Source organism: Bradyrhizobium sp. CCBAU 11361 (genome assembly GCF_028128935.1).
GTDB classification, from domain to species: Bacteria; Pseudomonadota; Alphaproteobacteria; order Rhizobiales; family Xanthobacteraceae; genus Bradyrhizobium; species Bradyrhizobium niftali.
Window position 1 is genome coordinate 81,965 of record NZ_LBJZ01000177.1, and the last position, 19,378, is coordinate 101,342.

Here is a 19,378-nt window from a genome sequence, read left to right on the forward strand (position 1 = left end):
GCTATACTAGGCCGCCCGCACGCCGGCAACGAAGGCGCTGACCTCGTCCTCGAGCGATTGCAGTTTCTGCGTCAGCCGGCCGCTGGATTGCAGCACGAGGCCGGCGGCCTGGCCGGTCTCGGCGGTCGCATCGGTCACGCCGGAGATGTTTTGCGAGACCTGGTCGGTGCCGGACGCCGCCTCCTGCACGCTGTGCGCGATCGCCTGCGTCGCCGCGCCCTGCTCCTCGACGGCGGCTGCGATCGACGAGGAGATCTCGTTGACCTCCATGATGGTCTTGCGGATGCTCTCGATGTTGCCGACGACCTGGTTGGTCTCGGCCTGGATCGCGGTGATCTGCGCGCCGATCTCGTCGGTAGCCTTCGCGGTCTGGCTCGCCAGCGACTTCACCTCGCTCGCGACCACAGCAAAACCCCTGCCGGATTCGCCCGCGCGCGCCGCCTCGATGGTGGCGTTGAGCGCGAGCAGGTTGGTCTGCGAGGCGATCTGGTTGATGAGGTCGATGACCTCGCCGATCTTGTGCGCGGCGGCGGCAAGCCCCTGCACGGTGTCGTTGGTGCGCTGACCGTCGGCGGCCGCCTTGTCAGCGACCGTCGCGGCCTGCGCGACGCGCTGGCTGATCTCGGTGATCGAGGACGACAGCTGGCCGGCGGCGGAGGCCACCGTCTGCACATTGCTCGAGGCTTGCTGGCAGGCAGTCGCGACGAAGCTCGCGCGATCGGTCGCCTTGTTCGCGGTCTCCGACATGCCCTGCGCGGCCTGCTGCATCGCGCGCGCCTCGTCGAACACGTCGCGGACCACGGCCTGGACGCTCGCCTCGAATTTGCCGGCGAGATCGGCCATCGTCTTGCGCTTCTCGCCGTCGGCCCGCTGCTTCGCCTCCTGCTGCTCGGCATGCATCCGGCCCACGGCCGACGCATTGTCCTTGAACACGGCAAGTGCCTTGGCGAGTCCGCCGACTTCGTCGCGGCGATCGGCGTAGGGTACATCGAACGCAGTGTCGCCGGCGGCGAGACGCTCGGTCAGCGCGGTGATTTTCGCGAGCGGCTTCGTGACGCTGCGGCCAATCACGAAGGAGGCACCGAGCACCAGCACGAGCACGGCAAGACAGACCAGCGCGAACGTCGTCGCGTTCTGGCGGAACACGGCATCGACGTCGTCGAGATAGATGCCGGTGCCGATGATCCAGCCCCAGGGCGCAAAGCCCTTCACATAGGAGATCTTCCCGACCGGCTGGTCGAAGCCGGGCTTCGGCCAGAGATAGCTGTAGAAGCCGGCGCCCTGCTTGTTGACGACGTCAACGAAGCCCATGAACAGCGCGTTGTCGGCGGGGTCCTTCATCCCCGAAAGGTCCTTGCCGTCAAGCTCGGGCTTGATCGGGTGCATGACCATCCTGGGGGTCATGTCATTGATCCAGAAATACTCGACCTTGTCGTAGCGCAGGCTCTTGATCTCCGCCATCGCGGCGGCCTGCGCCTGTTCGCGCGGGAGTTTTCCTTCGCTCTCGAGCTTCTGATAGTGCGCCAGGATGCCGTAGCCGACATCCACCATCTGCTGCGTCTTGGCCTGGCGATCGGCGACCATCTGCGTGCGCAGGGTCGAAAGCGCGATCGGCGCCAGCGCAATCATGCCGAGGAGGCTGATGCCGACAATCAGGACCAGCTTGAAACTGATGCGGGAGAAAATCATCGGGGCTCGCAAAATTGGAAGGGCTGATATGCCTGTTTATCCCGTTCCCCTTAGCAAAGCTTTAAGCATTCGGGTTCCCCAAATCCCTTGAGATCGCGTGGGCAGGCAGCCGGCATGCCGCGTGCGGCCCGGCAGGTTTGCGGGGCCGGACGCATCCGATATCCAAACGCTTCAAATCTAGAAGACCTCGATATCGGCCTTCGACGCGTTGACTTGCGACAGGCTCTGGCAGAACGATCGGCGCAAACAGTCAGCGCCAGACGCGGCGTGCCCGCAGCGAAAGGCCAGAGGCTCAATGCATCAATCGACATACGCCAAGCCCATCGACCTTCCCGCACTGACCGCGGCCGAGCGGCTCTTCATCTGGGGCTTTCGCGCCAAGGCGCGCAGCGGAAGTGCCGTTCCGACCGCGGCGGATATCCAGCAGGTATACGATCACTTCCGCGTGGGCGACGCCGTGCCATCACTGGAAGCGATCATCGAGATCTTCGCCTGCACGGCGCATACGGCGATCGAAGTGCATTGCCCCACCTGTCCGCGCATGTCGGAGAGCGAGCACGGAATCCTGCGGGCGATCGCCGCCGCGCAGAAGGAGCGCGACGATGTCGCGCGCGAGCAGTTCGAGTGCTGGCTGCCGCCGGTGGGCGCGGATTGGGCGCTGGCGCCGGTGCGGGGACTTGCGACCATCTTCCGCATGGCCGGCCTCATTCTCCCTGACCGGCACGTCGAGCCTTTTGACCAGGACCGGACGATGGTGATGAAGAGCTGGCTTGTCGGCAGTCCCACATTGCATTGACGAGATCGTTCATGATGGAGGCTACGAGCAATCCTGTGCCTGACCCGGCCCGCCAGTCGCGACCCTGCCCGCTCCAGGCCGCGCTTGCGACCCGTCCGAGCATCGAAAGCTACGATCCATTCTGCCGCGTCGCGCTTTCGCTGTTCCGCTTCATTGGAGCTGCCTATGCGACCGGCGCCTCCGATTGCTGGGAGGCGGCCTATCGCTTTGCCGATGAGGCGCCCGGCATTGCCGACAGCCCGTTGCTGGTTGCACGGGCTGCGGCGCTCGTCAGGATCCTGCGCAGCGGCCGGCCGTGCGAGCTGTGCTTCATGCCGCCATCGTGCCGGCGCCTGTCGAAGGACGAGGCGGAATTGATGCGGCTGCTGGCGGTCGCCCGCAGCGAGCAGCCGGGTGAACTCGGGTCTGTCGTCTGCCAGTTCGTCGGCTCCGGGAACGAGGATGCGGCAACGCGGGCGGTCAACGCGCTTGCCTGCTGCTGACGCCTAACCGCCCGCCTTGCCGAGCACGAGATCGATCGTGTGGGCAGCGATCTTGCGCAGCTGCGCCTCGTCGCCGAAGGCCCGTTCGAGCACGGCGAGGCCGCGCGTCACCGTGATGATGTGCAGCGCTGCGGCCGCAGGATTGCCGTTGAACTCGCCGCGTTTCGCGCCTGCCGACAATGCGTCCTGAACCAGCGCGGTGATGCGCGAGATGAGGTTCGCAAAGGCCTGGCGCGCTTCCTCGTCGAGCCCCTCGCCTCCGACCGCGCCGAGCTCCATCAGGCCGCGCGTGGTCGGGCATCCGCGCGGCGGCGAGCCCGAGCGGAAATTCACGATGGTCAGATCGAAAAACGCCGTGAGGCGTTTTCGCAAACTGCCCGCACTGAGCGCCTTTTGCAGGGCGAGGAGATAATCGCCCGCATAGCGTTCATAGGCTTGGAGGAACAGTGCCTCCTTGCTGCCGAAGGCATTGTAGAGGCTGCCGCGCTGGACGCCGGCATCGCGCGCAATGTCCGACAGCGAGGTGCCGCGCACGCCCTTGCGCCAGAACTGGTCGAACGCGATGCGCAGGACGTCGTCGTGGTCGAACTCGCGCGGTCTCAAATGTCGGTCCTCGGCCTGAATGTATTTGACACGGTGTCAAGAACGTGTTTTCTCGACATGGTGTCAAAAACTAGTTGGGATTGATAGCCCGTTTCGTCAATGAGCCGGACCGCCGGCGCGCACCAAACGCCTTGGCCGATCGGCCCGCATGCAAAGGGACCAGCTCATGCCTCTCCTTCACATCTCGATGCGCGCCGGAAAGCCCGACGCCTACCGGCAGGCGATCCTCGACGGCCTCTACCGTGCCATGCGGGAGGCGCTGAACGTGCCCGAGGGCGACGAGTTCATGACCATCAGCGAGCATGACCCCGCGAACTTCCGCTGCGGCAATGCCTATGGCGTCACGCGAAGCGAGGACGCCGTGCTGATCCAGATCACCGTGTTCGCCTCGCGCACCCCTGAGCAGAAGAAGGCGCTGTACCGGCGGATCGCGGACCTGCTCGGCGAGAATCCGGGCATCCGGCCCGAAGACGTGTTCGTGAACGTGCTCGATGCCCCCAGGGAGAACTGGTCGGTCGGCCACGGCCTCGCGCAGTTCGCGTGAATTTGCCGGGCGCGACGCCCGGCCGGCACGTGCACTGGACGTCCCGCGCGGATTGGTATGTGCACGGCAGCGGATTGCCGGTGGAGGATTGAGGCTCAGCCTTGCGCATGCCCACCATGGCGACGGTGATAGGCACTTGGCGACGGCCAGCTCCAGTCCTTCAGTGTCGTTCGATCCGGCTCGAAGATCTCGATCTTGAGCGCATGGCATGCCGCAGCATCGCTGGAATGGGTTGCGCTACAGTCTCCACCGGGACAGGCCGACAACGCGCCGAGCAGGTCGATCTCCGCGAGAAACTCGATGAAGTCGCCGGGACGGACCGGACTTGCCTTCATGAAATATTGGTGCGTGTCCTTCGTGAAGCCGGTGCACATGAAGACGTTGAGCACGTCGTGGACATGATGCTCGATCGCGCGGGGCTCCATCTTGAGCTCGGCGGCAAGCGCGCGGGACAGGTTGGAATGGCAGCAGAAATCGTAGGCCGTGCCGTTCAACAGGAGATTTGTGTAGGGATCGCAACGCGTGCCGATGACATCATGAATGCCGGCGCCGTCCTCGTCGAAGCCGTACCAGCCGAGCGTGTCGTGACTGATGGTCGCCATCGGCCGAAGGTAGGGCATATTGCTCCAGAGCCGGTCTCCGATGCCGACATGCGTGCCGTGGAGCGCCCGCGTCTTGCCGCTGAAGAAGCGCTCGGAGAGATCCTCTGCATTCCAGAGGTTGAGATCGCCGACCTGAGGGCCATCGATGCTGACGATGCGGAAAAACTGGCCGCGCGCCACGCGAAATGTTCTGGCATCGCGTGGCGGCACGATGAGCTCGTGCGTCTTGACCATCGTGCGGCGGGCTTGCTCGAGCGCGGCCAGGTCGGGCCCGGGCATCGTGCCGGCCGGATAGACGATCGTCGGCTTGGCGGCGCGGCGCGAAGCGGCGTCTGCGGGTGCGATTATGGGCGACATGCCGGGCTGATCCCTGTGACTGCAATCCATCCTACCGCCTCATCTCACCCGCTCGCAACGCACCCCTCCATGATCCCGTCGAGCTCGGCCTTCGACAGCACCCCGAGCTCGGCGATGAAGACGATACGTGACCGCGGCACGCCTGGTGTCGGCGCCTCACCCGGTGCCAGTGTCGCGCGGCCGCCGGCGAACTGGAACACGGTCAGGCGGCCGGGCTGCTCGACGGTCTCGAACAGGCCCTTGGCGCGGGCGAGCTTTGGCGCCAGCCGGCCGATGGCCTGCTGCAAGCGCGGCAGCGAGATCGGGTGGTCCGAGGTCCAGCTCAGCGTCTCGAAGCGTTCTTCTGCCGGCCGCCGCGGCCCCGGCTCGCGCGGCGCAGGCGCGCGATCGATGGCTGCGGGAAACAGCAGCGCGGACGGAATCTCGCCGTGCTGCGCATCGACCACCACGGCGGGGACGCGCAGCGCGCGGATGGCTTCGCGCATCCTGGTACCTGCGCCCTCGTCCGCCAGATCCAGCTTGCTGAGCGCGACGATATCGGCGACGCGCAGCTGCGCGCGCATCAGCGCGTCATCGAAGGCTGACGGCGGTGTGCCTGCGTCCATCACGCAGAGCACGGTTTCCAGCGGCGCCTCGCGCAGGATCACCGGATCCATCAGGTTGCGCACGATGTCGGAGGGATCGGCGACGCCGCTGGTCTCGATGACGATGGTGTCCGGTTTCGGATCACGCCGCAGCAGAGTCGCGAGCGTGCGCAAGAGATCACCTTCGAGCGAGCAGCAGATGCAGCCGTTGGCAAGGCTCACCACGCCGTCGCTCGCGCCCGCGATCAGCTCCGCATCGATGTTGATCGCGCCGAAATCGTTGACGACGGCGGCGATCCGCCGTCCCTCCGCATGCGCCAGCAGATGGTTGACGACCGTGGTCTTGCCCGCCCCCAGAAAGCCAGTGACCAGCAGAATGGGGACCGGCATGGGTCAGCTCTCGACGACCGGGCGGCGCACGGGTTTGCCCGGCCGCGCCGCCACGTCCAGCACGCCGTCGCTGATCAGCACCTGGCCGCTGACGACGAGATGCCGCACGCCCTCGGATGGACGGTTCATCGCCGTGAAGGTGGCGCGGTCGCTGAGCTTCTCGTAGTCGAACACGACGATGTCGGCATCGGCGTCCTTCGCGAGCCGGCCCTTGGCGCGCATCGCGGGCGTGCTCTGCGACAGGATCCCCGCCGGGATCAGCGCGCATTTGCGCACGCCTTCCAGCAGCGACACCGTCTTGCGTTCGCGCACCCATTCCCGGATGAACTTCGTGAAGCAGCCGGCCGAGCGCGGATGCGACGTCGCATCGTCCGGCAGCGGCCAGGCGTCGCCGGTGTAAGTCTTGCCGTCCGACGTCGTCCACGGCATCGCGTCGGATGCGATGGCGCCGCCGGGATAGAGCACCGACATGTCGAGCAGGTCGCGGTGATGCGAATTGTTCTCGGTGTCGAGGATGTGCCAGAGCACCAGCGACGACGGCTCTTCGGCCTGTGCCTTGAGCAGCTCCTCGCGGTCGTGGAAGCGATAGCCGTCGGTCACGCGCTGCACGGAGTCATATCCGGTGCCGTTGCGCTCGACGAATTGGGGGTCGCTGAAGAACGCCGCGGCCAGCACGGTCGAGCCGGTACCGTAAGGATAGGCCTCGACCGTGATGGGCAGGCCCTGCGCCTGAGCCTTCTCGACCAGCACGCGGCAGCGCTCGATATCGGTCTTGCTCGACGAGTTGAAATGGCAGATGTGCATGTGCGCGCCGGTGGCGCCGGCATAGCCGATCAGGCGGATATAGGCCTCCGCCGCGCTTTCAGGATCGATGCGCGACATGTAGGCGACGTGGGTGAAGGTCGGCACGTCCTTGGCGGCTGCAAGCTGGCAGACCGCGGTCAGCTCCTGCACGCCGGCGCCCGGCGCATAGGCGTTCAAGATGCCGATGCCGATGCCGCCTTCGTTCAGGCCGCGCGCGAGGCGATCGAGGATGCCGGCGACCTCCGTATCGTTCGCGACGTTGTCCATCCAGCGGCGGTCGCGCATGGCGTTGCCGAACGCCTCCAGCGAGCTTTCCGCATTGGAGCCCGTCATCGCGCCGATGCGTGCAAAGGCCCAGTTGGTGGCGGCGCCGTAGTTCAGCACGCGTCCCTTCCTGGCCTGACGCTCATACCAGGATGCGACCGGCAGCACGCCGGCCTCGAGATCGAGCGTCGTCGTCACCCCGTCGAACGCCTGCATGCGGTCGGCCGGGATCGACTGGCCGTGCGCGTGCAGATCGATGAAGCCGGGCGCCACCACGAGGCCGGTGGCGTCGATCACCCGCTCGGCGCCGCCGAGCGAGGCGCCGACGGCGGCGATCTTGCCGTCCACCACCGCCACATCGCCGATGGCATCCATCCCGCTCGCCGGATCCACCACCCGGCCGCCAGAGATCACCAAACCGCTCATATCGTCGCTCCGCATGCTATTGCCAAAACCCCCAAAGACCCGGCAGCAGCTTTGGAGGCACGTCGGGGCGCATAGAGGCAGATTTTCGGGACGACGACCACCGCCGCGGATGCCGATGCAGCATGCTCACATGGGAGGTCCGGGGCGGGAGGTCCGGGCGCGCGCCTGCAGTCTCGCGGCATGATCTGCCCGAGCTGTGCTTCGCTTCACACCCCCTCGAAAGAAAGGGCGCAGGGAAGACCGGGCGCCGGCTGGCACCCATTAAGACCCCTGCGCTGAACAGATGCACACGCAATGCACAGGGGAGACACAGGGCAGCCGAAACCCGGCCTTCCCTGCGCGATGATTTAACGGCCTATGCCGCGCTCTCCCGGGAGCCGAGTTCGTTCTGGCCTCCCTCGCCCTCGCAAAATGCACGGCACCGCGCCGGTTGACGCGATTGACGCCTTCGCCAGGGTTTGACCGTAGCAACGACGGCCAGGACCACACGGTTTCGCCGTACGCGAGCTGACCCTGCTTCGCCAGGAGGCTTCGCAGGGCACGGCCCTGCTCCGTCAAAGGCTCCGCAAAGCTTGGGCGCCGTCCGTCTTCGCGGTCCGTAGCGCGCTCACGAGGTTCATCTCGCCCTGCACGCTACCGACCGCCTTAACGCCGCCCGCGTCCACCGCAACCCAGCCCGCGTTCGTGACGACGTACGACCGCCCCTTTTGCCGGGCTGGGATGGTCGACACATACGACAAATCCGAATTTCGGTAAAGTGGAATATCTTGCGAGGACGGGGTTGACATCCTGTTTCGGCTGTTTTGCCCGACGGCCGCGCAGTCGCGAGATGGCGCGCCTGCAGCGGATCAGGTCCGAAGCGTCGCTTGGTACGCAAGGAATGGGCCGAGCTCTCGCGAAACACATCACCCCGATTGACGACCGACTACGATGGCAATCTCTGCTCGGATATAATTCGCACCGGCGGAAAGGCGACGCAATCCACCACATCGAACAGCACTTCGATCCTGCGGTCGTATGACCGTGCAAAGGCAATGGCGTCATCGTGCCGTTCGTCGGCGATGCGCGTGCCGAGCGTGCAGTGTGGCGTCCACGCTCCGGGCCGATAGTGAGGGCGACAATGCACCGGATCAATTGCTGCACTGATGGCGCTGTGGATGCGGGTTAGGGCCCCATTGGACGTTGGGTCGGCCCAGAGGACGAGAGGCGAACCTTCGAACCAACGAATTTGTCTGAATTCGATACGCAGTTGCGCCTCGCCGGTGACGGCCGTCAGCATGGCATCCCATGCAGTCTTCTCGCTGATCGAAGGGGACTCGTAGATCGCAAAAGTAAAATGCGGTCGGTAGCCGAGGGCGCGCATCGACGGCTCGACCTCAAAGGCAGCAACCTGGTCCCACAGCCGTTCGATCTCGGTTGCAGAACTGTTGTCGGCGCGGATGTTGATGGCCAGTGCCACAAGCTCAATCCTTTGGACGAAACAATCAATCTCCAAGTGTAGAAGCCCGACGGGCTCAGAGAAATGGCGCGCCAGCCAGACTAAAACCTCGAGCTATCATACTATCGAAATTGCGCCGTAATTCCTAACGGCACACCCTTGAGGCACGCGTCCGCGCACATAGGTGCCTCGGCCAAGGATGCGGAAAGCCCGAGGCATCACCGGTCGACGGGACGCCGGTTCATGTCCTCCAGGAGTTCGCGCATGGCATCGAATTGCGTGCCGAAACCTTTCCAATCTCCGGCCTTCAATCGCTCCACGGCCTGGTTGTAGCGATCAAGCGCCTCCCTGGACTGATTTGCCGTCGGGCCTGCCAGGGGCGCCTCTTCCATCCTGCTCGGGGCGACCGGCGCCGGACCGGATTCCGTGAACAGGGCGGCCAATGCCTCGGCGAGCGTTTCCTTCATCACGACATGCTCACCATAGGCTGCGATCACGCGCTTCAGCTCCGGCAGGTGTCCTTGCTGCGCTCGCAGATAGAGCGGCGATATGTAAAGGATCGAGTTCTCGATCGGAATCGCGAGCAGATTGGCCCCGCGGATCACCCGCGAGCCCATCTGATTCCACAGCGTGAGCTGTTGCGAGATCTCCGTATTCTGATTGATCCGCGCCTCGATCTGGAACGGCCCGTAGACGAGCTTCTCCTTGGGGAATTCGTAGACGATCAATTTGCCGTAGTCGGGTGCATCGCAGCGCGCGGCGAGCCACGCGATCATGTTGTCGCGGCGGCTCGGCACCATGGGCAGCATGAGGAAGAATTCGGCCTGCGGTTCGCCGGGCAGCCGCATGATGATGTAATAGGGGGTCATCATCGAGATGCCGTCGCCGCCCGGCTGACGCGGGAATTGCCAGAGATCCTCGCGGTTGTAGAAAACGTCGGCCGCCTCCATGTGGTAGGCCTGGTACATCCGGGCCTGAATCAGGAACAGGTCTTCCGGATAGCGAACGTGCTTCCGCAAGTCCGGCGGCATCGTCGTGAACGGCTTGAACAGGCTCGGGAAGATGCGCTGGTAGGTCGCCGCAATCGGGTCGCCGGAATCAACCAGGTAGAAGTCGACGGTCCCGTTATACGCATCAACGACAACCTTCACCGAATTGCGAATGTAGTTGAGATCGAGCCCCTGTGCCGGCTCTGCATACGGGAAATAGGAGTTCGTCGTGTAGGCGTCCTGCATCCAGAACATGCGCCCACTGCTGACGACCAGATAAGGATCATGATCGAGCCTGAGGAACGGAGCGATCGTGCTCACCCGCGTCTGGATATTGCGCCGGATCATGATCCGGCTGTCGGTCGTGATGTAGTTTGAAAGAATCAGGTTCGGGTCGTTGAAGTAGTAGGCAAACAGCATTCTCGCGGCCATTCCCCCGATCGGGATGCCGCCGGCGCCGCCATAGGCCGCATAGGCGTTCTCTTTCCCCTTGGGATAATCGAACTCCGGCGTGCTGCCCTTGACGATGACGTAGTCATCGGTCTGCTCGCCGAAGTAGATGCGCGGCTCGTCGATCCTGGGACCGACGTCTGCGACAGGAGGAATATCGCGCAGATAGAACAGCGGCAGTCCTTCGGCACTCTTGCGTGTGACCGGGCTCATCACCGCGCCATTGCCGTGGGTGAACAGCACGTGGCGATTGACCCAGGTCTGGGCGTTCGGCGGCAACAGGGAAGACCGCAGTTCGCGGGCCGAGAGCATCACGCTCTGGTAGGAGCCATCGAGCCAGTAGCGATCAACGTCGAGGTCATGGAATTTGTAATAGGTGCGGATTTCCTGCAGTTGCGCATAGGTATCCGACAGCGGCAGCCAGTCCCACAGCCTGATATTTTCGATTGTCGCCTTGTTGGCTTCGAGCACCTCGGGGGTAAGCTTCTGCTCGGCGGCAAACGGCTTGGCTGCAATCTGATCGAGATTGTATGCCTGCCGGGTGAGCGCGATGTTGTGTTCGATATAGGGCCTCTCCAGCTCCAACTCGCTCGGCTTGACGAAGAACTGCCGGAAGAACCCGGGAACGACGGCGGACAGCACGAACATGCCGACGCCGACGAGCACGATCGCCACGGCCGGAAGCCGATAGGTGCGAACCCGGATGTTCGCCCAGGCGGCAAGCGCCGCGACGGTCGAAAGTCCGATCATCAACCACAACGCCGGCAGCCCCACATGCACGTCGGTGTAACTTGCGCCGACGACGACGCTATTGTCGCCATAGAGCAGCAGATAGCGGTCGAGAACATAGGACCAGGCTTTTACGGCGAAGACCAAACCAAGCAGAGCGGAACCATGAGCGATCGCCGCCGGCGATATTGACCGGTGGTGAACGTCGTATTCGATGTCGCCGTGCACCCAGTAGACAGCCGCGGCGAACAGCCCGCTCAGAACGAGCGCGAGCATCATCCAGTTCCTGATGACGATATAGGCGGGCAGTGAGAAGAGGTAGAAGCCAATGTCCTTGTTGTAGAGCGGATCGTTTGCGCCGTAGGGGACCTGATAGACAAATCGCAGGAAGACACCCCAGTTGCCGGCTTCCTCCGCCGCAACGAGAAGAGCGAGCAAAGCTGCACCGCCTGCGATCAACCGGGGCAACGGCAGTTGATCGCGCACCAGCGCAAGCAGATCCGGTTGCACGTTGCCCGCGGCGCTTTGCGCCGGCGCGGCGACAGGCTGCGGCGGCCGTCGTCGGGCAAAGCGCAGTGCGAGCCATCCGCTCAACCAAAGGATGACGGCGGTTGTCATCCAGACAGCAAGAAAGACGACGGCCTCGGCGCCGACTGTCGTCCAAAAAACCTGCAGATAGCCGATCGAGGAAAACCACAGCCAGCCGACCAGGAGGTCGCTCGCGAGCGCGAGCAGGATGAGGCAGGTCCCAATGACGATGGCCGCAACGATGAGCCTGACCACGGCACTTTGCCTTGGTACCTTGCGTCCGGGTCCGGTAATCCCGATCGTCATGGTTTCATTATAGCGGAAATGAGCGACGCCCGCCCGTTCGATTCGGGATTAGCACCTCGCGGCGAGGACACCGGTATTCGAACCTGCACCGCCGGGATCGCGGAACAGCGCAAAGTGTCGCGCCATCCCGAATAAGACTGCGAGCTCGCATATAATTGCGGATGGAAGACCCAGTTGGGTCTATAGTCAGGCAGCCGCCCATCGTATGGCGAGAGCCTGCCGGGAAGCGCCTACGGTGGATCGTTTGCATCCAGCATCGGAGGTGATGTCATGGCCATTGCTCCCACGCTCCAGAAATACCTAGCCGCTGAGAACATCCAATACGAGGTGATCCCGCACGAACTCAGCATGACGTCCGCTCGCACGGCCGAGGTATGCCACATCCCTGGCGATCGCCTCGCCAAGGGCATCGTGTTGCGGCGCGACGGCGAATACGTGCTGGCCGTCTTGCCCGCATCGCACCACCTCCACCTGTCGGAACTGAGGACAGAGCTCGGCGACAACGTCCACATGGCGGATGAAACCGAGATCAATCGGCTGTTCAGCGACTGTGCGCACGGTGCAGTACCTGCCGTCGGCAAATGCTACGGGCTGGATACCATCGTGGACGACAGCATCAAGGCGCAGCCGGATATCTACATGGAAGCCGGCGACCATGAGACGCTGCTTCATATGGGACACGCGCAGTTTGAGCGCCTGACGGCCAATGCGCCGCACGGGCGGTTTAGCGCGCACGACTGAGGATTTTGGACACTGCCCATCGCCTTTGCGATCCTGGGCGGGAACTCGGGTCGCGACGTCGCTGTTAGGTCTTTGGGAGGGTGACGGCGACAACGTCTGCGCTCGTCCGGTCGGACGGCCGGGGAACGATGCCTTGTGCTGCGATCTCGTGCCCGATCGGTCGTTCAATTCAGAGAATGGGGGCTGCCGCGTTGCATCAATGCACTTCAAACCCACCAACGGAGGCTCGCCATGAAAGTCAAAGACGTGATGCACAAGGGTGTCGACTGGGTCAGCCCCGACACGCCTCTCACCGAGCTTGCCAAATTGATGCGGGCGCATGACATCGGCTGCATTCCGGTTGGCGAGGACGACAAACTGGTCGGGATGGTGACCGACCGCGATATCGTCTGCAAAGGGCTCGCGAGCCACGGCTTCGATGCCAGCCGTGCGACGGCGCGCGATGTGATGACTGAAGGCATCCATTGCTGCCGCGAGGACGATGACCTCGCAAAGGCGATGCATCATATGGAGAAGCTGCAGGTCCGCAGATTGCCGGTGATCAACAAGAGCAAGCGGATGATCGGCATCATCAGCCTGGGTGACCTCAGCCGTTCCGCGCCAAATGATATGCTGACCGAGACCGTCAGGAGTGTTTCGGCGCATCACTGAGACGATGCGGGCGCACGTCGATTTGCCCGTCCGTCCGGCGGTTCAGGTCGCCCGGCCGACCGCCTGCGAATTGGCCAATCGGCGTGCGCAACGCAGCAAACCTCGCCGATACGGTGTGCGATCGATCAAATATTGCGCGATATGGCGCTCCCGGGCCGGAGCAGCATCGTACAATGTCGCAGATTATCGGGGACTTGGCGCTCCCTAGAGCCCGTCGAGCGTCAGATCGTCGGCAAAGGGACGGCGGTCGCCATTTGGCATGCTCAGCCGATCGTAGTATTCGACGCAAGAGCGCACGCGCCCCGCTTCGCTGAAATCCAGGATTACAACGACTCGAGCTTTGAACGCCTTGCCAGTCGGCTCTACTCGATGGTCCTGCGGTCCAAGAGCATCACCGGTAAAAGTGCCTTGCCCAAGATATTGGATGACTGCGGTTCGTCCATCGATGAGAAACCTTTCAATGTCGGCCCTGAAGTCGGGAACCGCGGCATGCCACTTTTCATGATGGATACTGACGAACTTTGTGCCCGTTCGAGCGATCCCAAAGGCAGGATCTATATAAACCCCGTCTTCCTCGAAAAGCGCCGCGAAGGCGGCCGCATCCTTCTGTAAGAGAAGGTCCATCCAGGTACTGTCCATTCGCTTAACGCTAGTCACATCCTTCATTTTCCTCCATGCAGTATTCAATTCAGCAAGCGCGCCCCGTCGGGCAGAAAGCGTGCCTGCCTGCCGCGACGAGCCCGCGCTATTTCGTCACAACCCGTACCGGCAACGAACTGAGCGCACGCAATCCGCTGCTGTCGCGGTAAACCGGCTCGCCCGTGATCTCGATCGATGCGACGCGTGCGGCTAATGCGGCCAGGACGGCTTCGCCTTCGAGCCGTGCGACCATCTGGCCGACGCAGCCGTGGATGCCAGTTCCGAACCCGATATGTCCCGCGACGCGCCGGGTGACATCGAACTGGTCGGCCCGCTCCCACCGCGCGTCGTCGCGATTCGCCGAAGCAATCAGCAGCAACACCTTCTCGTGCTTACCGATCGGCACACCCGCGATTTCGGTTTCATGCGGCGTGGTCCGGAACACATAAGGTGCGGCGGAATCATAGCGCAGGGTCTCATCGAATGCCGCGCGTGCCAGCGATGGATTGGCGGCCAGGATGGCCCACTGCTGGGAATGACGGGCAAGACTGTAGAGCGCCATGCCGGTGGCGCTGATAGTCGTGTCCAGTCCCGCCGAGAGAAACGACCGGACGAGCAGTGGCGCCTCTTCCTGGGTGATTTCTCCGGTGTCGGCCGCTTCATAGACCTGCGCGCCGAAACTGCCGGGAGCCAAAGCGTCGCGCTGGCACTTCGCGGTGACCCAGGGCAGCACCTTGGGCGCGTGAGCCATCAGGCTTCGGAAATAGTCGTTCTCCGGTCCCATGCCGGCAAACACCATCGCGCCGTAGGTCAAAAAGTTTTCGCGGCCCTCGTTGTCGATACCGAGCGCATCCGGGAACACCGTCACCGGAAACACTTCGGCGAGGTCGCGGATCGCATCGAACGATTTCCTTTCGACAAGTTCGTCGGCGAGCTCGACCGCCTTGACCTTGAAGGCATCCTCGAGCTTCCGCATTGCGCCCGGCGACATGATCCGCGCCAGCACTTTACGGGTGCGCGTATGCAGCGGCGGATCGGCCTCAAGCACAATGCTCGGCGGACGCCACGGCTTCTCCTTGAAGTAATTGGCGATGCCGGCGCCGCCGGCATTACTGAAGTTCACATGGTCGGCGAAGATCGCCTTGATCTCGGCAAACCGAGGCACGGCGAAGATGCCGTATTTCTCAAGGCGAATGACAGGGCCCGCGGCGCGAAGCGCGGCATAGGCCGGATAGGGATCGATGCGGGTGTCCCAGTCGAACGGATCGAAATCGCTGCAGGCATAGTCGAGCCCCAACGCCGCCATTGCTCCCTCCCATTGCTGTCTTGCTTATTTAATTGACCATAGTCATTTATTTGAATGGTGGCAAGCTGCGAATGAAGGAACGCTTCTCTGCTTGTGATTCCAGCGATGTAGCTGCATGGAGAGACCAGCGGAGATTTTGCAATGTCGATCAAGCGGTCGAGAAAGCCCGAGGAGATGCGGCGGTTTCAGCGGCGCGCGCGTCAGGAGGCCGACAAGCAAGCGCTGCAGGCACGCATTCTTGAAACCGCGCGCAAGGAATTCGCGAGGGGCAGCCTCGAAACAGTTTCGATCCAGAAGATCGCCGACGCACTCGGCTATTCGAAGGGCACGGTGCTCAAATACTTCCCGACCAAAATCTTGCTGCTGCTGGCGGTCAAGGAATGCAACCTCGAGGAAATGGCCGATCGGCTCGAACGGGTACGTGCGCGACATTCCGGCGGTGAGACCCGGCTGCGGCGCGTCATGGAGACGTATGTCGACTATTGGGTCGACAACCCCGATCACTTCCGATCACTCTATTCGATGGCCGGAACGGTCGAGGACCGACGCTTTCCCGATGGCGTCTATTTCGGGCAGACCGAGATCGCCCGGCGGGGATTCGGGATTTTTGTGACATCAATCGGGGAGTATCTCTCCGAACGAGGCGTGGAGACGACGCCCATGCTGACGCAGCGCCTGGCAACGGCCCTGCTGTCGGCGGCGCACGGAGTAATTTCATTGCCGTTGGGAACGCCGACGATGAAATGGCCGGACATTCGCGGTAACGGACGATTGGTGCTCGGCAATCTGATTGACGCTTGGTCAGCGAAGATTGAAGCGGCGCGGCGAACAGAAACTTGGCCGAAAATCTCCATTAGTAACTTTCTTTAGATCGGCGACGCCGCTTGGTTCCTATACCCCGTCTGTGTCAGTACCGGCGAGCGCGTTTGGCACTGGCTCCCTCGTGCCGTACAGCGATCAGCTCTCTTGACGCGACCATTCAACAACCGCTCATTAGGCGAGCGCATACCGAAGCAAGGTTCTTCGGCAAAGCCGGCACCAATGCTCCCAATGTCCGATTCAAGCGACCAAGCTTTCGTGACGATTGGTCCAGGAGCAAGAGTAAGACGCACAAGCTTCCGCAATCTCAAACATGAGATGGCATTCCCCTTTTTGGAGGCTTGCCCAAACGCATGAATAAGTTTGTAAGTTCAATATCTTGCGAGAAGACCTGGCGCTCCCTAGGGGAATCGAACCCCTGTTTCAGCCTTGAGAGGGCCGCGTCCTAACCGCTAGACGAAGGGAGCGTGAGGGACAGGACATAGCCGCGAATTTTGCCGACGGCAAGCCGGTATTGAGGGTTTCGAACGTCCTCTCCGCGGTCGTCCTGGCGAACGCCAGGACCCATTACCCCAAGGCGCAGTTGTAGGGCGACGTGCCAACCACCAGTCCCCGCAACCACGCCGGCCCGTGGTTATGGGTCCTGGCCTTCGCCAGGACGACGGTGGAAATTTGGGCGACTGCCCTGGCCACCCCTACGGCTCATTGGCGAATTTCAGCTTTCCGGCCGGCCTCAACGTGTGGGCGTCGAAGGTTCGGATCTCGGTGACCCCGCCGATATCGAGGGTGACCACGAGGCGGTCGCCGGCGACCCCGGTCGACACGATCCTGGCACCCTTGGGCACGGTGGCGGTGATGTCGCCCACCGGCTCGGGCGCCCTTCCCTCCGACCTGAAAAGGCGGTAGCCCACCGCGATCAGAACGGCGCAGATCGCCAGCGCCGTGGTCAACCCCGCGATCAGCATCATCCGCCGCACCCGCGCGAACAGCGCGGCCTGCTCGGGGGTCGGTTCGGGAACAGCGGTTTCAGACGTCGTCATGGAAAACTCAGGCTCTGCGCAAAGGTTGGAGGTGGTCGTCGCCGGCGACGAGGGCTCGGCCCGGCTCGACCGCGTGCTGGCGGCGCGCCTGCCGGACCTGTCGCGATCGAGGCTGAAAGCCCTGATCCTGGCGGGCGCGGTGAGCCTGAAGGCCTCCGCCATCCGCGACCCCGCTTATCACGTCAGTCACGGGGATACGATCACAATCGACGTGCCGGAGGCCGCGCCCGCCGAGCCCAAGGGCGAGGAAATCGCCCTCGATATCGTGTTCGAGGACGACGACATCATCGTCATCAACAAGCCCAAGGGCCTGGTCGTGCACCCCGCGGCCGGCCACGAGACCGGCACGCTGGTGAACGCGCTGATCGCCCATTGCGGCTCGACCCTGTCGGGCATCGGCGGGGTGCGCCGGCCCGGCATCGTGCACCGGCTGGACAAGGACACGACGGGACTGATGGTGGTCGCCAAGAACGACCTCGCCCACGCCTCGCTGTCGGCGCAGTTCGCCGACCATGGCCGCACCGGCGCGATGCGGCGGGGTTACATGGCCTTCGCCTGGGGGGTGCCGAACCGGCATCGCGGCACCGTCGATGCGCCGATCGACCGCCATCCGTATGCGCGGGAGAAGATGGCGGTGCGCCAGGGCGGCCGCGAGGCGGTGACGCATTGGGAGATCCTGGAGAGTTTCGCCGGGCGCGACGGCAAGCCGATCGCGGCGTTGCTCGCCTGCGAGCTCGAGACCGGGCGCACCCACCAGATCCGCGTCCACCTCGCCCATACCGGCCATCCCCTGATGGGCGATGCGGTCTATGGCCCGCATTTCAAGACCAAGGCCAACCAGCTCGGCCCGGAGTCGCGAGCCGCTTTAACGGCGCTCGGGCGGCAGGCCTTGCACGCTTATCTGCTGGTATTGGAGCACCCGAGGTCGGGAGAATTACTCCACTGGGAGGCGCCTTTGCCGGAGGATTTGCTTCTCCTGGAGGGCACGCTGAAAGCGGCGCTATGACGCAGCCTCGTTAGGAAAAGCGTTACATTACAAAAAGTTATAGCTGCCACACGGGGACGTGACGTCAGCAATCCTTCCCTTTTTGACCCCCCATGGGGTATATTGCGCCTGCGTTGGAAACGACCAACGCGGAACATCGCAGCTACGGCCGGCTTTAACACAGCGGTCGTCTGCCTGGCCCGCCGCTATCGGGGGCCTGAACCTTGGAGGGCTCAACCATGGCCCGTACCGCTGCTTTGCCGGTGCTCAATGGAGAATCCGGCCTCTCTCGCTACCTCGCCGAGATCCGCAAGTTCCCGATGCTGGAACCCCAGCAGGAATACATGCTCGCCAAGCGTTGGCGCGAGCATGACGATCGCGACGCGGCGCACCAACTCGTCACCAGCCATCTCCGCCTCGTGGCCAAGATCGCCATGGGCTATCGCGGCTACGGCCTGCCGATCTCCGAGGTCGTCTCGGAAGGCAATGTCGGCCTGATGCAGGCGGTGAAGCGTTTTGAACCCGAGAAGGGGTTCCGTCTCGCCACCTACGCGATGTGGTGGATCAAGGCGTCGATTCAAGAGTACATCCTGCGTTCCTGGTCGCTCGTGAAGATGGGCACCACCGCGAACCAGAAGAAGCTGTTCTTCAACCTGCGCAAGGCGAAGAGCAAGATCAACGCGCTGGACGAGGGCGATCTCCGCCCCGACCAGGTTGCGACCATTGCCAAGCGGCTGGGCGTGACGGACCAGGACGTGATCGACATGAATCGCCGCCTCGGTGGCGACGCGTCGCTCAACGCGCCGATCCGCGACGACGGCGAAGCCGGCGAATGGCAGGACTGGCTGGTCGACAATACGCCCAACCAGGAAGCCATGATGGCGGAGCACGAGGAGTATGATCACCGCCGTAACGCGCTGAACGGCGCCATGGGCGTGCTCAACCCGCGCGAACGCCGCATCTTCGAGGCCCGTCGCCTCGCCGATGAGCCGATGACGCTGGAAGACCTTGCCGCCGAGTTCGGCGTGTCGCGCGAGCGCGTCCGCCAGATCGAGGTCCGCGCCTTCGAGAAGGTGCAGTCCGCGGTCAAGGGCACGATCGCAAGGGCGGAACAGGCCGCGCTGGAAGCCGCGCATTAAGCGGGCTTCGCTGGCGCCAGAGATTGGCGGATCGAAAGAGACGGAAAAGCCGGCGGCAACGCCGGCTTTTTTGTTTG

Annotated in this window: 18 protein-coding genes and 1 tRNA gene; 8 read left to right on the forward strand and 11 right to left on the reverse strand. The window is 63.4% G+C overall.

Translation table 11 applies throughout. The annotated features are described in order from the left end of the window. Positions 1-6: 6 nt before the first annotated feature. On the reverse strand, positions 7-1,689 hold the full coding sequence (locus tag XI08_RS21735) for a methyl-accepting chemotaxis protein (RefSeq protein WP_271575905.1): 1,683 nt from the start codon (positions 1,687-1,689) through the stop codon (positions 7-9). Between the two features lie 295 nt (positions 1,690-1,984). On the opposite strand from XI08_RS21735, the gene XI08_RS21740 reads away from it, so the two are divergent. Beyond that, positions 1,985-2,485, forward strand: coding sequence for a hypothetical protein (locus XI08_RS21740; RefSeq protein ID WP_027547109.1), 501 nt, complete (start codon positions 1,985-1,987; stop codon positions 2,483-2,485). A gap of 11 nt (positions 2,486-2,496) precedes the next feature. Then, positions 2,497-2,967, forward strand: a complete 471-nt coding sequence (locus XI08_RS21745; protein ID WP_271575906.1) for a hypothetical protein — start codon at positions 2,497-2,499, stop codon at positions 2,965-2,967. Positions 2,968-2,970: 3 nt separating this feature from the next. On the opposite strand, the gene XI08_RS21750 is transcribed toward XI08_RS21745, so the two are convergent. Next, a complete protein-coding gene (locus XI08_RS21750) occupies positions 2,971-3,570 on the reverse strand; it encodes a TetR/AcrR family transcriptional regulator (RefSeq protein ID WP_271575907.1) in 600 nt (199 codons plus the stop codon). Positions 3,571-3,736: 166 nt separating this feature from the next. Here XI08_RS21750 and XI08_RS21755 point away from each other — a divergent pair, with 166 nt between their 5' ends. Beyond that, on the forward strand, positions 3,737-4,114 hold the full coding sequence (locus XI08_RS21755; RefSeq protein WP_271575908.1) for a tautomerase family protein: 378 nt from the start codon (positions 3,737-3,739) through the stop codon (positions 4,112-4,114). 95 nt (positions 4,115-4,209) lie between these two features. Here the strand turns inward: XI08_RS21755 and XI08_RS21760 are convergent, their stop codons facing one another. From XI08_RS21760 to XI08_RS21780, 5 genes are all read right to left on the reverse strand, one after another. Next, positions 4,210-5,073 (reverse strand): urea carboxylase-associated family protein, encoded by an 864-nt coding sequence (locus XI08_RS21760; protein WP_271575909.1) that lies wholly within the window; start codon positions 5,071-5,073, stop codon positions 4,210-4,212. A gap of 44 nt (positions 5,074-5,117) precedes the next feature. Continuing rightward, a complete protein-coding gene (locus XI08_RS21765; RefSeq protein WP_271575910.1) occupies positions 5,118-6,047 on the reverse strand; it encodes a CobW family GTP-binding protein in 930 nt (309 codons plus the stop codon). A 3-nt stretch (positions 6,048-6,050) separates the two neighbouring features. Continuing rightward, complete coding sequence (locus tag XI08_RS21770; protein ID WP_271575911.1) at positions 6,051-7,556, reverse strand: amidohydrolase family protein; 1,506 nt, start codon at positions 7,554-7,556, stop codon at positions 6,051-6,053. A 910-nt stretch (positions 7,557-8,466) separates the two neighbouring features. Then, a complete protein-coding gene (locus tag XI08_RS21775; RefSeq protein WP_271575912.1) occupies positions 8,467-9,000 on the reverse strand; it encodes a 2'-5' RNA ligase family protein in 534 nt (177 codons plus the stop codon). Between the two features lie 197 nt (positions 9,001-9,197). Then, positions 9,198-11,981 carry a UPF0182 family membrane protein gene (locus tag XI08_RS21780; RefSeq protein ID WP_271575913.1) on the reverse strand — a complete coding sequence of 928 codons (2,784 nt, stop codon included), beginning with the start codon at positions 11,979-11,981 and terminating at the stop codon, positions 9,198-9,200. 270 nt (positions 11,982-12,251) lie between these two features. Between XI08_RS21780 and XI08_RS21785 the strand changes: the two genes are divergently transcribed. Both XI08_RS21785 and XI08_RS21790 read left to right on the forward strand, forming a co-directional pair. After that, positions 12,252-12,722, forward strand: a complete 471-nt coding sequence (locus XI08_RS21785) for an aminoacyl-tRNA deacylase (RefSeq protein ID WP_271575914.1) — start codon at positions 12,252-12,254, stop codon at positions 12,720-12,722. 231 nt (positions 12,723-12,953) lie between these two features. Beyond that, positions 12,954-13,373 carry a CBS domain-containing protein gene (locus tag XI08_RS21790; RefSeq protein ID WP_271575915.1) on the forward strand — a complete coding sequence of 140 codons (420 nt, stop codon included), beginning with the start codon at positions 12,954-12,956 and terminating at the stop codon, positions 13,371-13,373. Between the two features lie 204 nt (positions 13,374-13,577). On the opposite strand, the gene XI08_RS21795 is transcribed toward XI08_RS21790, so the two are convergent. Then, a complete protein-coding gene (locus XI08_RS21795; protein WP_271575916.1) occupies positions 13,578-13,997 on the reverse strand; it encodes a nuclear transport factor 2 family protein in 420 nt (139 codons plus the stop codon). A gap of 121 nt (positions 13,998-14,118) precedes the next feature. Further along, entirely contained in the window at positions 14,119-15,318 is a 1,200-nt protein-coding gene (locus XI08_RS21800; protein ID WP_271575917.1) for a cytochrome P450, read from the reverse strand. Positions 15,319-15,459: 141 nt separating this feature from the next. Between XI08_RS21800 and XI08_RS21805 the strand changes: the two genes are divergently transcribed. Further along, positions 15,460-16,188: a TetR/AcrR family transcriptional regulator gene (locus tag XI08_RS21805; RefSeq protein WP_271575918.1), complete on the forward strand. Its 729-nt coding sequence runs from the start codon at positions 15,460-15,462 to the stop codon at positions 16,186-16,188. Positions 16,189-16,529: 341 nt separating this feature from the next. On the opposite strand, the gene XI08_RS21810 is transcribed toward XI08_RS21805, so the two are convergent. After that, a tRNA-Glu gene (locus XI08_RS21810) sits at positions 16,530-16,604 on the reverse strand. 228 nt (positions 16,605-16,832) lie between these two features. Further along, positions 16,833-17,177, reverse strand: a complete 345-nt coding sequence (locus tag XI08_RS21815) for a hypothetical protein (protein WP_271575919.1) — start codon at positions 17,175-17,177, stop codon at positions 16,833-16,835. Between XI08_RS21815 and XI08_RS21820 the strand changes: the two genes are divergently transcribed. Together XI08_RS21820 and rpoH are read left to right on the forward strand one after the other, a co-directional pair. Further along, on the forward strand, positions 17,176-18,183 hold the full coding sequence (locus XI08_RS21820; protein ID WP_027548377.1) for an RluA family pseudouridine synthase: 1,008 nt from the start codon (positions 17,176-17,178) through the stop codon (positions 18,181-18,183). The genes XI08_RS21815 and XI08_RS21820 overlap by 2 nt on opposite strands. Before the next feature lie 218 nt (positions 18,184-18,401). Beyond that, a complete protein-coding gene (gene rpoH, locus XI08_RS21825; protein ID WP_027548376.1) occupies positions 18,402-19,301 on the forward strand; it encodes an RNA polymerase sigma factor RpoH in 900 nt (299 codons plus the stop codon). Positions 19,302-19,378 lie beyond the last annotated feature (77 nt).